This window comes from Pseudomonas sp. 58 R 3, assembly GCF_900006605.1.
Classification (GTDB): domain Bacteria; phylum Pseudomonadota; class Gammaproteobacteria; order Pseudomonadales; family Pseudomonadaceae; genus Aquipseudomonas; species Aquipseudomonas salomonii.
The window spans coordinates 100,169-113,159 of sequence record NZ_CVTT01000059.1 but is presented as its reverse complement, the minus strand read 5'-3'; the positions used below and the strand labels follow the sequence as shown (position 1 = coordinate 113,159).

General features: G+C 60.8%; 10 protein-coding genes and 2 tRNA genes. 7 read left to right on the top strand and 5 right to left on the bottom strand.

The window, feature by feature from the left end; genetic code table 11:
- The first annotated feature begins 124 nt into the window (after positions 1 to 124).
- The 4 genes from BFP92_RS17090 to BFP92_RS17075 all read left to right on the top strand — a co-directional run bounded on the left by BFP92_RS17090 (position 125) and on the right by BFP92_RS17075 (position 4,693).
- A tRNA-Met gene (locus BFP92_RS17090) sits at positions 125 to 201 on the top strand.
- 207 nt (positions 202 to 408) lie between these two features.
- A tRNA-Met gene (locus BFP92_RS17085) sits at positions 409 to 485 on the top strand.
- Positions 486 to 764: 279 nt separating this feature from the next.
- Positions 765 to 3,407 (top strand): bifunctional lysylphosphatidylglycerol flippase/synthetase MprF, encoded by a 2,643-nt coding sequence (gene mprF, locus BFP92_RS17080; protein WP_065930396.1) that lies wholly within the window; start codon positions 765 to 767, stop codon positions 3,405 to 3,407.
- The gene (locus tag BFP92_RS17075; RefSeq protein ID WP_065930395.1) at positions 3,407 to 4,693 is read left to right on the top strand and encodes a virulence factor family protein; all 1,287 of its coding nucleotides are present in this window, start codon (positions 3,407 to 3,409) and stop codon (positions 4,691 to 4,693) included. The genes mprF and BFP92_RS17075 overlap by 1 nt, the downstream gene beginning before the upstream one ends.
- Positions 4,694 to 4,761: 68 nt before the next feature.
- Here the strand turns inward: BFP92_RS17075 and recJ are convergent, their stop codons facing one another.
- Complete coding sequence (gene recJ, locus BFP92_RS17070) at positions 4,762 to 6,471, bottom strand: single-stranded-DNA-specific exonuclease RecJ (protein WP_065930394.1); 1,710 nt, start codon at positions 6,469 to 6,471, stop codon at positions 4,762 to 4,764.
- Positions 6,472 to 6,550: 79 nt separating this feature from the next.
- Positions 6,551 to 7,093 carry a YaeQ family protein gene (locus BFP92_RS17065; protein WP_003193952.1) on the bottom strand — a complete coding sequence of 181 codons (543 nt, stop codon included), beginning with the start codon at positions 7,091 to 7,093 and terminating at the stop codon, positions 6,551 to 6,553.
- 148 nt (positions 7,094 to 7,241) lie between these two features.
- On the opposite strand from BFP92_RS17065, the gene BFP92_RS17060 reads away from it, so the two are divergent.
- Both BFP92_RS17060 and BFP92_RS17055 read left to right on the top strand, forming a co-directional pair.
- On the top strand, positions 7,242 to 8,441 hold the full coding sequence (locus tag BFP92_RS17060) for a CaiB/BaiF CoA transferase family protein (RefSeq protein WP_056858688.1): 1,200 nt from the start codon (positions 7,242 to 7,244) through the stop codon (positions 8,439 to 8,441).
- Positions 8,441 to 9,313, top strand: coding sequence for a TIGR02285 family protein (locus tag BFP92_RS17055; RefSeq protein ID WP_065930393.1), 873 nt, complete (start codon positions 8,441 to 8,443; stop codon positions 9,311 to 9,313). Before BFP92_RS17060 ends, BFP92_RS17055 begins: the two co-directional genes overlap by 1 nt.
- Positions 9,314 to 9,495: 182 nt before the next feature.
- Here the strand turns inward: BFP92_RS17055 and BFP92_RS17050 are convergent, their stop codons facing one another.
- Positions 9,496 to 9,780, bottom strand: a complete 285-nt coding sequence (locus BFP92_RS17050) for a DUF3509 domain-containing protein (RefSeq protein WP_065930486.1) — start codon at positions 9,778 to 9,780, stop codon at positions 9,496 to 9,498.
- 188 nt (positions 9,781 to 9,968) lie between these two features.
- Between BFP92_RS17050 and BFP92_RS31300 the strand changes: the two genes are divergently transcribed.
- Positions 9,969 to 10,166, top strand: coding sequence for a hypothetical protein (locus tag BFP92_RS31300; protein WP_122527260.1), 198 nt, complete (start codon positions 9,969 to 9,971; stop codon positions 10,164 to 10,166).
- Here BFP92_RS31300 and thrC read toward each other — a convergent pair.
- Both thrC and BFP92_RS17040 read right to left on the bottom strand, forming a co-directional pair.
- Positions 10,132 to 11,541: a threonine synthase gene (gene thrC, locus BFP92_RS17045; RefSeq protein ID WP_056858690.1), complete on the bottom strand. Its 1,410-nt coding sequence runs from the start codon at positions 11,539 to 11,541 to the stop codon at positions 10,132 to 10,134. The two genes, BFP92_RS31300 and thrC, sit on opposite strands and share 35 nt — an antisense overlap.
- Before the next feature lie 66 nt (positions 11,542 to 11,607).
- Positions 11,608 to 12,912, bottom strand: coding sequence for a homoserine dehydrogenase (locus BFP92_RS17040; protein ID WP_056858691.1), 1,305 nt, complete (start codon positions 12,910 to 12,912; stop codon positions 11,608 to 11,610).
- Positions 12,913 to 12,991 lie beyond the last annotated feature (79 nt).

The following is a 12,991-nucleotide window of genomic DNA, read 5'->3' as shown; positions in this document are numbered from 1 at the left end:
GCCAGACTGGCCCCGAGGCCGTTTGAAGCCCACCCTGGAGAGCTAACCGATTGAACCACAAGCGCTTTTCTTCAATTCACAGGTTGACACACCTGCGTTCCTCTGTAGAATGCCGACACACAGACGCGGGATGGAGCAGTCTGGTAGCTCGTCGGGCTCATAACCCGAAGGTCGTCGGTTCAAATCCGGCTCCCGCAACCAAACATCAAAAAAGGCTACTCGAAAGAGTGGCCTTTTTTGTGCGCGCCTGTTTTAGTCCTGTATGAAAATTGTAAGACAGAAAAAACGTTGCCCACCCTGCACTTACCGCACAAGGTGGCTGTGGAGTGACTAATTTCCACTTATTTGACCCATCAGACTATTAACGGTTGACACCTCGCCGCTGGGCTGTAGAATGCCGCCCACAGACGCGGGATGGAGCAGTCTGGTAGCTCGTCGGGCTCATAACCCGAAGGTCGTCGGTTCAAATCCGGCTCCCGCAACCAAACATCAAAAAAGGCTACTCGAAAGAGTGGCCTTTTTTGTATCCGATGAAAAAGTTCTTCTGAAACAATGGCATGGCATCTTTCATGAAACCGTATACGGTTTGCAGAGTCCATGTCATTGCAAGCTATGCTCAGTACTCAAGCACGACCCTCTACGACCAATGGCCGCTGTCGCCGCCCCCGGCGATAAGCGTTAATATTTGTAATTATTTTGTCCATAGGGATTGGTAACTTGGCTGGATACCTCCATCCTGTCGCGCACAATCCACGAGGTGATTGATGCGCGCCAACTCGTCTGAACCACAAGACACCGTCACAGCGGAACAACCGATTACTCCCACCCGTTTGCGTTGGCTGGATCTGTTGAGCAAATACCGTCAACCCATTGGGCTGGCCGTCACTCTGCTGTTGTTCGCTATCGCCCTGATCGCCTGCCGACACCTGCTGCTGGAACTCGATCTTTACGCGCTCCACGACTCGATCCTGGAAGTGCCCAAGCCTGCCTTGCTCGGCGCATTTGCCGCGGCGGTCGCCGGTTTCGTCATTCTATTGGGCTATGAATTCTCCGGCGCGCGTTATGCCGGCGTAAAGCTGCCGGCCAAAACCCTGGCCATGGGCGGCTTCACCGCCTTTGCCATCGGCAATGCCATTGGCCTGTCGATGCTCTCCGGCGGCTCGGTGCGCTACCGTTTATATGCACGCCACGGCATCGGCGCCTCGGAAGTGGCGCACATGACCGTATTTGCCAGCCTGGCCCTGGGCACCGCCCTGCCGCCGCTGGCTGCACTGGCCACCTTGAGTAACTTGCCGGCGGCCTCGACCTACCTGCACGTGTCCCAAGGCCTGCTCGGCGGCATTGCCGGCGTGGTGCTGCTGCTGTCAGTTGCGCTGTGCATCGGCATTTATCGCCGCCGCCTGCCGGAGCAGCCTTACCCGGACAACCTGCTGGTCAAGGCCGGGCGTCGCACGCTGCGCCTGCCCGGCCGCCGCCTGACCTTCCTGCAACTGATCATTACCGCGCTGGATGTGGCCGCTGCCGCCACCGTCCTTTATATGTTGCTGCCCGAAGCGCCGCCATTCGGCCCGTTCCTGCTGGTGTACCTGCTGGCCCTGGCGGCCGGTGTACTCAGCCATGTGCCGGGCGGCGTGGGTGTGTTCGAGGCAATTCTGCTGGCCGCGTTTGCCGACAAACTCGGCGCCGCGCCATTGGCCGCGGCCCTGCTGCTGTACCGGATGATCTACGTGGTGCTGCCGCTGCTGATCGCCTGTATCTTCCTGCTGGTCAACGAAGCCCAGCGCCTGTTCCAGACCCAGCAAAGCCTGCGGGTTGCATCGGGCCTGGCGGCGCCGGTGCTGGCCGTACTGGTTTTTTTGTCCGGCGTGGTCCTGCTTTTTTCCGGCGCCACGCCGGAAATCGACTCACGCCTGGAAAACATCGGGTTCCTGATTCCCCACCGCCTGATTGATGCCTCGCACTTCGGTGCCAGCCTGATCGGCGTGTTGTGCCTGCTGCTCGCCCAAGGCCTGCGTCGACGTTTGTCGGCGGCCTGGATGCTGACCATGGTGCTGCTGCTGACCGGCGCCCTGCTCTCGCTGCTCAAGGGTTTTGACTGGGAAGAAGCCAGCCTGATGACCATGACCGCCGTGCTGCTGGCGATCTTCCGTCGCTCGTTTTACCGCGCCAGCCGCCTGACTGAACTGCCGTTCTCGCCGCTGTACCTGGTGGCCAGCGTCTGCGTGCTGGGCGCCTCGATCTGGCTGCTGCTGTTTGCCTATCAAGATGTGCCGTACAGCCATCAACTGTGGTGGCAGTTCACCCTGGACGCCAACGCCCCACGGGGCCTGCGTTCGTTGCTGGGTGCGGCGGTGTTGCTGGTCATCGTGTCGTTGACCTGGCTGTTGCGCACCGCCCGCCCGGTGATCCACCTGCCGACCCCGGATGAGCTGGAGCGCGCCACCAAGATCCTGATGGCCTCCTCGCAACCTGACGGCGGCCTGGCGCTGACCGGCGACAAGGCGTTGCTGTTTCACCCCAATGATGAAGCCTTCCTGATGTACGCCCGTCGCGGGCGCAGCCTGGTGGCCTTGTACGACCCGATCGGCCCGACTCAGCCCCGCGCGGAGATGATCTGGCAGTTCCGTGACCTGTGCGACATCCATCACGCACGCCCCGTGTTCTACCAGGTACGCGCCGAAAACCTGCCGTACTACATGGACATCGGCCTCACCGCGATCAAGCTGGGCGAAGAAGCCCGCGTCGACCTCAAACGCTTTGACCTGGAAGCCAAGGGCAAAGAGATGAAGGACCTGCGCTACACCTGGAACCGTGGCACCCGGGACGGCTTGTCCCTGGAGATCTGCGACCCGGGCCAGGCGCCGATGGATGAGCTCAAAGTCATCTCCGATGCCTGGCTGACCGGCAAGAACGTGCGGGAAAAAGGCTTCTCCCTGGGACGTTTCAGCGACGACTACCTCAAGCACTTTCGCATCGCGATCATTCGCTTCGAAGGTCGCCCGGTAGCCTTCGCCAACCTGCTCGAGACCTACAACCATGACCTGGCCAGTCTCGACCTGATGCGTGCGCACCCGGACGCGCCGAAGCTGACCATGGAATTCATGATGGTTGGCCTGATTCAACATTATAAGAACCACGACTACGCCCGCTTCAGCCTCGGCATGGTGCCGTTGTCGGGCCTGCAACCGCGCCGTGGTGCGCCACTGACCCAACGCTTGGGCTCGATGGTGTTCCGCCGTGGCGAGCAGCTGTATAACTTCCAAGGTTTGCGCCGCTTCAAAGACAAGTTCCAGCCTGACTGGGAACCTCGTTATATGGCCGTGCCCGCAGGACTTGATCCGCTGGTGGCACTGGCCGATACCGCCGCCCTGATTGCGGGCGGCTTGACTGGATTGGTGAAACGCTGATGATTCGACGCTCCTGGCGGTATGTATTGGCCTTAGTAGTGCTGCTCGCGCTGATCGCGGCGGGTGGCTTTTGGTACTGGAACCGCCCTGCCCCGCAACCGACCCTGGAACAACTGCCCCAGGCCGACGGTTCGGTGATGACCCGTGTGACGCCTAACGGCTCGGCCAAGGCCCGCGTGGCCGTGGCCGTAATGGCCGACGAAACCTTGAGCGACAGCCAGCTGATTGCCCTGAGCCAGGGCGGCTCGGCGCAGATCGTGCAAGTGATCCTGCCAAAAGATGACTGCAAGCTGCAGGAACAAGCCCTGCAAAGCGCCCTGGCCCAGCTTAAAGGCCCGGCGACGCTGGTGAGCGGTATCGGCCCTGGCGCCGCGCTCGCCTGGCGCTGGCTGGCGTCACAGAACGACGACAAGGCCAACGCCATCTCCGTCGGCTTCGCCCTGGTGCAGGAAGGCTGCAAGGACCCACTGCCGAAAACCTCCGCCCACGGCAACTGGCTGGTGGCGTGGAACGATAACCCTGACGATGAAAGCGCCAGTTTCGTCCGCGATACACCGCGCGCGACGACCAGCATCAGCGACTACGACATTCACTACCCGCAAGTGTTGAACAACGAACTGCGCAAGCAATTGGTCGGTTCGGATAACGGCGGCCTGGCGATTCCGGTGGTCGAAGTACCGGCCGGCCAAGCCAAGGACACCGTTACCCTGTTCCTCTCCGGTGATGGCGGCTGGCGTGACCTGGACCGCGATGTAGCCGGTGAAATGGCCAAGATCGGCTACCCGGTGGTCGGCATCGACACCTTGCGCTACTACTGGCAGCACAAGACCCCGGAACAAAGCGCCAAAGACCTCACCGAGCTGATGCAGCACTACCGCCAGAAGTGGGGCACCAAACGCTTCGTACTAACCGGCTATTCGTTCGGCGCAGACGTATTGCCGGCGATCTACAACCGCATGCCGGAAAGCGAACAGCAACGTGTCGACGCCATCATCCTGCTCGCCTTTGCACGCACCGGCAGCTTTGAAATCGAAGTGGAAGGCTGGCTGGGCAACGCCGGCAAAGAAGCCGCCACCGGCCCGGAAATGGCCAAGCTGCCGGCGGACAAAGTGGTGTGCATCTACGGTGCTGAAGAAGTCAACGAGAGTGGCTGCACCGATACCACGGCTGTGGGCGAGGCGGTGAAGCTGCCGGGCGGGCATCACTTTGATGAGAACTACCCGGCGCTGGCTCAGCGTTTGGTGGATATCATTGTGAAGCACCAGGCGAAGGACAAGGCCGAGTAATCCGACCTGTACGCGGATTAAAACTGTGGGAGCCAGCTCCCACAGTTGTTTTGCGGTGTTAATAAGCGCTAGCGCGGTTCGATATGCGCAATCATCAGCTGCACAGTTTCATTGCCACGAAACTCGTTCACATCCAGCTTGTAGGCCAACTCCACCCAACGCACCGTCGGGTTCGGCCAGACTTCACGGTCCACACCAAACGCAATGCCATCGAGCTTCACTGACCCGCATTCGCTCTTGAGCACCACTTTAAGGTGCCGCTCGCCAACCACACGCTGTTCCACCAGCTGAAACACACCGTGAAACAACGGCTCGGGAAAGTGCTGGCCCCATGGCCCTGCATGTCGCAGGGCACGCGCCAGTTCCAGGTGAAACTCTTCCACCGCCAACGTACCGTCGGTCAACAGGCGACCGGTGAGGTCTTCTTCACACAGTTGCCGGCGCACTTCGGCATCAAAGGCTTCGGCAAACAGTGGGAAGTTTTCCTCGGGCAAGGTCAGGCCGGCGGCCATGGCGTGGCCGCCGTATTTGGCGATCAGGTTGGGATGCTGGCTGGCGACCACCGCCAGGGCATCACGGATGTGAAAACCCTGTACAGAGCGCCCTGAGCCCTTGAGCAGGCCATCACCGGCGTCGGCGAAGGCGATGGTCGGGCGGAAATACCGCTCTTTCATGCGCGACGCCAGAATACCGATCACACCTTGGTGCCATTCCGGGTCGAACAGGCACAAGCCGTAAGGCATCGACTCCACCGGCAAGTCCTTGAGCTGGGCCAGGGCCTCGCGCTGCATGCCTTGCTCGATGGATTTGCGGTCCTGGTTCATGCCGTCCAGTTGCGCGGCCATTTCCCGTGCCGCCGCCACGTCACTGGTGAGCAGGCATTCGATGCCCAGGCTCATATCATCCAGGCGCCCCGCCGCATTGAGGCGTGGCCCGAGGATAAAACCGAGGTCGGTGGAGGTGATACGCGCGTGGTCACGCTTGGCCACTTCGAGGATCGCCTTGATCCCCGGCCGCGCACGCCCGGCACGAATACGCTCCAGGCCTTGGTGCACCAGGATGCGGTTGTTGGCATCCAGCGGCACCACGTCAGCGACGCTGCCCAGGGCGACCAGGTCGAGCAGCTCGCCGATGTTCGGCTGCGGTTTGTTGTCGTACCAGCCCAGGCTGCGCAACCGCGCGCGCAGGGCCATCAGCACGTAGAAGATCACCCCCACGCCGGCCAGCGCCTTGCTGGGGAACTCACAGCCAGGCTGATTCGGGTTGACGATGGCATCCGCCGCCGGCAATTCATCGCCCGGCAAGTGGTGGTCGGTGACCAATACCTGCAACCCGGCGGCCTTCGCCGCCGCCACGCCTTCAACGCTGGAGATGCCGTTATCCACAGTGATCAGCAGCTGCGGCTCGCGCTGCAGCGCCACCGCGACGATTTCCGGGGTCAGGCCGTAGCCGTATTCGAAGCGGTTGGGCACCAGGTAATCGACATGGGCCGCACCCAGCAAACGCAGGCCCAACGTGCCCACGGTACTGGCCGTGGCACCATCGGCGTCGAAGTCACCGACGATAAGGATGCGCTGGCGCTGCTCCAGGGCCGTCACCAGCAGGTCTACCGCCGCGTCGATGCCCTTGAGTTGCTGGTAGGGAATCAACCGCGCCAGGCTCTTGTCCAGCTCAGCCTCAGACTGCACACCGCGTGCGGCGTAGAGACGGGTCAACAGCGGTGGCAATTCACCGAGAAACGGCAGGACAGCGGGCAACGGGCGAGGATCGATACGCATGGGACGAAGGGGAATTCTCTGTAGTGGATATTAGTAATGAGCTGCAAGATTCAAGCTTGCCGCTTGAAGCTGTACCTCTTCAGCCGCGTTCGCCAACCAGCCATTGCAATTGCACTTCATGCTGGCCACGGTCGTCAGTCACAAAAATGGTGCCTTCGCTGATCATCACGTCCCACTTGATCACGCGCGGCATGTCCTTGGCCAGGGTCTCGAGGACTTCCTGCGGCACGGCGGCGATGTGGACGTTCTTGAGGTTATTGGCCACCGGCACCACCTTGCCTTCCCATACACGCAAGCTGCCATAGGCCAGCAGGCTGGTGCGCTCGGTACGGCGTGAGCACCAGGTCAAGCGGTCGGCGTCAGGCTGGCCGACTTCAATCCAGTGCAGCACCCGATCATCCAGGCTTTTTTCCCACAGGGCCGGCTCGTCTACATCTGACAGGCCACGCCCGAACGCCAACTGCTCGTTGTACCAAAGGGCGTAGGCCAGCAGCCGCACGGTCATGCGTTCTTCGGTTTCCGAAGGGTGGCGGGCGATGGTCTGTTTGACGCTCTCGTACACCGAACGGTCGAGGTCGGTGAGGTTGAGTTCGAATTTGTAGGTCGTGGACGGCTGGGCCATGAACGGGCTTCTAAAGACAGGGAAAGGTCGCCAGTCTAACCGATGGGGCAGCCATTGAACGAATACTGCGCTGCATCATGCTTATCCCTGGGCCGCTCGCCTATGTTAAAAGGCATGACACCACCGCCCCTGCTTGCTAAGGATCCTCATGTCGTTTAATGCCAAACCGCTCGCCGGCCTGAAAGTCATCGAACTGGGCACCCTGATCGCCGGCCCGTTCGCCTCACGCATCTGCGCCGAATTCGGTGCCGAAGTGGTCAAGGTCGAATCCCCCGATGGCGGCGACCCGCTGCGCAAGTGGCGCAAGCTGTACGAAGGCACCTCGCTGTGGTGGTTTGTGCAGGCGCGCAATAAAAAGTCGCTGACCCTGAATCTCAAACACCCGGATGGCCTGGCGATTCTTAAACAGCTGCTGGCGGACGCCGACATCCTGATCGAAAACTTCCGCCCCGGTGTACTGGAAAAACTCGGTTTGAGCTGGGAAACCCTGCACGCGCTGAACCCCAAGCTGGTGATGGTCCGCCTCTCCGGTTTCGGCCAGACCGGGCCGATGAAAGACCAGCCGGGCTTTGGTGCGGTGGGCGAGTCCATGGGCGGTTTGCGCTATATCACCGGCTTCGAAGACCGCCCGCCGGTGCGCACCGGAATTTCCATCGGCGATTCCATTGCGGCCCTGTGGGCGGTAATCGGCGCGCTGATGGCGCTGCGGCACCGGGAAGTCAACGGCGGGCTCGGCCAAGTGGTGGATGTGGCGCTGTACGAAGCCATCTTCGCGATGATGGAAAGCATGATCCCGGAGTTCGACGTGTTCGGGTTTATCCGCGAGCGCACCGGCAACATCATGCCCGGCATCACGCCTTCTTCGATTCATACCAGTGCTGACGGCAAGCATGTGCAGATCGGCGCCAATGGCGATGCGATCTTCAAGCGCTTCATGAGCGCCATCGGCCGCGACGACCTGGCCAACGACCCGGCCCTGGCCAGCAATGACGGGCGCGACAGCCGCCGTGACGAGCTTTATGGGGTGATTGATCGCTGGGTCAACTCGCTGCCGCTGGAACAAGTGGTCGAACAACTGAACAAGGCCGAAGTGCCCGCCAGCCGTATCTACAGTGCCGAAGACATGCTCGGCGACCCGCAGTTTCTGGCCCGGGAAATGTTCCTCAAGGCGCAGTTGCCAGGTGGCAAGGACTTCAAAATGCCCGGCATCGTGCCCAAGCTCTCCGAGACGCCAGGCAGTTGCGAATGGGTTGGGCCGCAGTTGGGTGAGCACAACAGCACGGTGCTCAATGAGCTGGGTTACGACGCCGCCGCCATTACCCGTTTGCGTGAGGATGGCGCGATCTGATGGTTCGCCCGTACATCCGCTTGCTGCTTGTAAGCATATTGCTCGGCAGTTGGTCGCTCTCGGCACGGGCCGAGAACACAATGACCTGGCTGCTGCGCGACCTGCCGCCAATGACCATCTTCGAAGGCCCGCAAAAAAACCAGGGCGCACTCGACCAACTGTTGCCGCTGCTCATGGAGCACCTGCCGGAGTATCGGCATCAAGTGATGCACGTCAACCGCGCGCGCGGCATTCAAATGTTGCGTGCTCAACCCCTGACCTGTGATCCATCGCTGCTGTGGACGCCAGAGCGCGCCCAGTACGTGGTGTTTTCCGCCCAGGCATTCGTGGCGGTCAGCAATGGGGTGACGATCCCGCGCAGCCAACAGGCGGCCATGGCGCCCTATATCGTCGAGGGTCAGTTTGACCTGCAAGCCTTTCTCAAAGCCCATAAGGCGCGCATCGGCGCCACCGCCGAACGCAGCTACGGCCCCACCGTCGATGAACAGCTCAAGCACGCTGACCCGCACACCCTGACCCTGCATTATGGCAATGACGCCCTGGGCAGCCTGTTGCAGATGCAACGCCTGGGGCGACTTGAGGCCGTGCTGGGCTACCCGCCGGAAATCCGCTATCACGCCCAGCAACAGGGGATTGCGGCCCAGGACCTGCTGTTCTTTCCCATCAAGGGTTCAGCGCCTTACCAGCGCACGCATATCGGCTGCTCCAACACGCCTCAAGGTCGCCAGGCCATACAGCGAATCGATCAGGCGTTGGGTGAGATCCCACTGGAGCAAGTGCAACAGTCCTACGCTTCGTGGTTAGACCCAGCAATGCGTGAACAGTATTTGTTGGATAACCCGAGCTTTTTCCTGAACTCCCCCGAGCCTTGAGCCTGTGCCGGATAAATCCCAGGCAAAAAGAAACCCCGAAGAGTGGGGAGACACTTCGGGGTTAAACGTGGCCTACAAAGACCAGTACAACAAGCCACAAACACCGGAGCACAATGTTTGCTCTTGTTGTTAAAAAATCTGACCGGGCATGGCGTAGGAAGTTTCGCCAATTAAACAATTCTTCATGCGAGCGCGCTGCCGCGAGTCTGTGCGGCGTTGCGCAAGGCGGCAATCACCGACGGTTCCAGGCGCCCTTCGGCGATTTTAAGGTCGCGCAGCAGGCAATCGACCACATCCACCAGCACGCGCTTATCCGTCAATTGCGCCCGATCGACTTCCCGCTCGACGACAATAGCGCCAGCCGGATTCTTCACGGTCACCAGGCACTCGTCCTGCACACCCGAGGTGGTCAACGTAACCTGATAAGGGCTCAGTGCTTCTTCGAGCAATAGGCTGATACTTTCCATCTCGATCACCACTCAATCATTCGAATAAAGTTCGAAAAACAAAAATGTCACTAAGATGCTGACATTCAAGTGACCCGTGCCCGCAGCAGAAAGTTCGACCTTTTGTGTCGTCACCTGCCCGAGTCAATCGAGCATGCACGGCAAAGATGACAGAGAGAAAACAACCACCCACAAGCTGGAACCCCAGGATGCCCCTCGGCGCCCGCCTTGAAAGCCGCGTCTGGCGCTGTGCCGACGACCGCCCGATGTTCCTGATGGGCTGGCGCGTGACGAGCGGGCACACCCTCTATGGCCAGAATGAAAAAGCCCGTCACGAAGACGGGCTTGATCTGCTGCGCAATAACCGGCGGGTCAGAGTGGCTTGCCGCGATTGCCATGCTGGCTGACAAACGCCTGCACGGCTTTCAGGTCATTGGCCAGCACGGTGCAGCGCTCTTCGCGCTCGAACAGGTCAGCCAGGTGCTGAGGCAGTTCCAGCGCCTTGCCAACACCGGCCTTCTCCACCGCTTCCGGGAATTTGACCGGGTGGGCGGTGCCCAGAATCACCATCGGGATGTCCAGGCTGCGACGGCATTCGCGTGCGGCCTTCACACCGATGGCAGTGTGCGGGTCGAGCAGCTCGCCGGTCTGCGCGTAGACCTCGGCGATGGTTTCGCAGGTTTGCGCATCGTCCACGGCCAGGGAGTCGAAGAGCTTGCGGGTTTCGGTCCAGCGCTCTTCATCAACGCTGAAACCGCCACCGCTCTTGAAGGTGTCCATCAAGCCGGCAATCGCCGAACCGTTGCGACCGTGCATGTCGAACAGCAGGCGTTCGAAGTTCGACGAAACCATGATGTCCATCGACGGCGACAGCGTGGCGTGCAGGGTTTCCTTGACGTACTGGTTGCCGCTCATGAAGCGGTGCAGGATGTCGTTGCGGTTGGTGGCGACGATCAACTGATTGATCGGCAAGCCCATGTTGCGCGCCAGGTAACCGGCGAAGATGTCGCCAAAGTTTCCGGTCGGCACCGAGAACGACACCGAACGCGCCGGGCCGCCCAACTGCAGGGAGGCGTGGAAGTAGTAGACGATCTGGGCCATGATCCGCGCCCAGTTGATCGAGTTCACCGCCACCAGACGCGTACCTTTGAGGAAGCTCTGGTCAGCGAAGCTGTTCTTGACCATTTCCTGGCAGTCATCGAAGTTGCCTTCGATGGCGATGTTATGGATGTTCTCGCCGAAGATGGTGGTCATCTGGCGGCGCTGCACTTCCGACACGCGCTTGTGCGGGTGCAGGATGAAGATGTCGACGTTCTCGCAGTGCTTGCAACCTTCGATGGCCGCCGAGCCGGTATCACCGGAGGTGGCACCGATGATCACCACACGCTCGCCGCGTTTTTCCAGCACGTAGTCGAGCAAGCGACCCAGCAGTTGCAGGGCGAAGTCCTTGAAGGCCAGGGTCGGACCGTGGAACAGCTCCAATACCCATTCGTTGCCATTCAGCTGGCGCAGTGGCGCGATGGCGTTGTGGGAAAACACGCCATAGGTTTCTTCCAGAATCTTTTTAAAATCGGCATCCGGAATGCTGCCGGTAACGAACGGGCGCATCACCCGGAACGCCAGTTCGTGGTACGGCAGGCCGGCCCACGAAGCGATTTCTTCCTGGGTGAAACGAGGCAGGTTTTCCGGCACATACAGGCCGCCGTCAGTGGCAAGGCCGGCGAGCAAAACGTCTTCAAAGTTCAGGGCCGGTGCCTGGCCGCGGGTGCTGATATAACGCATGACTGGCTCCTCTAGAGCATTCTGAACAAGGGCCGCCGAACTTGTGGGGCCCTTGCCGCTAAACGATTAGTTCAGGTGTTCAACACGGATGCGCACCACCGGCCCAACCACGCCCTGCAACGCTTCAAGCGCGGCGATGGCATCGTTGATGTGCTGCTCGAGCACGCGGTGGGTCAGCAGGATCATCGGCACCAGGCCGTCTTGTTCCTCGACTTCCTTCTGCATGATCGACTCGATGTTGATGCCGCGCTCCGAGAGGATGCTGGCCACCTGGGCCAACACGCCTGGATGGTCCTTGGCCTGAATGCGCAGGTAGTAGGCGCTTTCGCAGGCTTCGATCGGCAGGATCGGGTGGGCCGACAGCGAATCCGGCTGGAAGGCCAGGTGCGGCACGCGGTTTTCCGGGTCGCTGGTCATGGCGCGAACCACGTCCACCAGGTCGGCAATCACCGACGAAGCGGTCGGCTCCATGCCGGCGCCGGCGCCGTAGAACAAGGTGGAACCTGCGGCGTCACCGTTGACCATCACGGCGTTCATCACGCCATTGACGTTGGCGATCAGGCGGTCGGCCGGGATCAGCGTCGGGTGTACACGCAACTCGATACCGGCCGGGGTGCTGCGCGCCACACCGAGGTGCTTGATGCGGTAGCCCAGGGCTTCGGCGTAGTTCACGTCGGCGGTGGTCAGCTTGGTGATGCCTTCGGTGTAGGCCTTGTCGAACTGCAGCGGAATACCAAAGGCGATGGACGCCAAAATGGTCAGCTTGTGCGCTGCGTCGATACCTTCCACGTCGAAGGTCGGGTCGGCTTCGGCGTAACCCAAGGCTTGGGCTTCGGCCAGCACGTCTTCGAAGGTGCGGCCCTTCTCGCGCATTTCGGTGAGGATGAAGTTGCCGGTGCCGTTGATGATGCCGGCCACCCAGTTGATACGGTTGGCGGACAGGCCTTCACGGATCGCCTTGATCACCGGGATGCCACCGGCCACGGCGGCTTCGAATGCGACGATCACGCCCTTCTCGCGCGCCTTGGCAAAAATCTCGTTGCCGTGCACGGCGATCAACGCCTTGTTGGCGGTGACCACGTGCTTGCCATTCTCGATGGCCAGCAGTACCAGGTCACGGGCCACGGTATAGCCGCCGACCAACTCGATGACGATATCGATTTCAGGGTTGGTGGCCACGGCGAAGACATCGTTGGTAATCGCAATACCGGTCGTTTGGAACTGAGGCTTTGGCGTACGCGTGGCAATTTGCGCCACTTCAATCCCACGCCCTGCACGGCGGGAAATTTCTTCAGCATTACGCTGAAGTACGTTGAAGGTGCCGCCACCGACGGTCCCTAACCCACAGATGCCTACTTTGACCGGTTTCACTGAAGAACTCCCCATGAAACGGCCGACGCTAGGTCGGCCGTGGAAAACAGCCGCACAACTGCGGCTTTCAATTTGATGG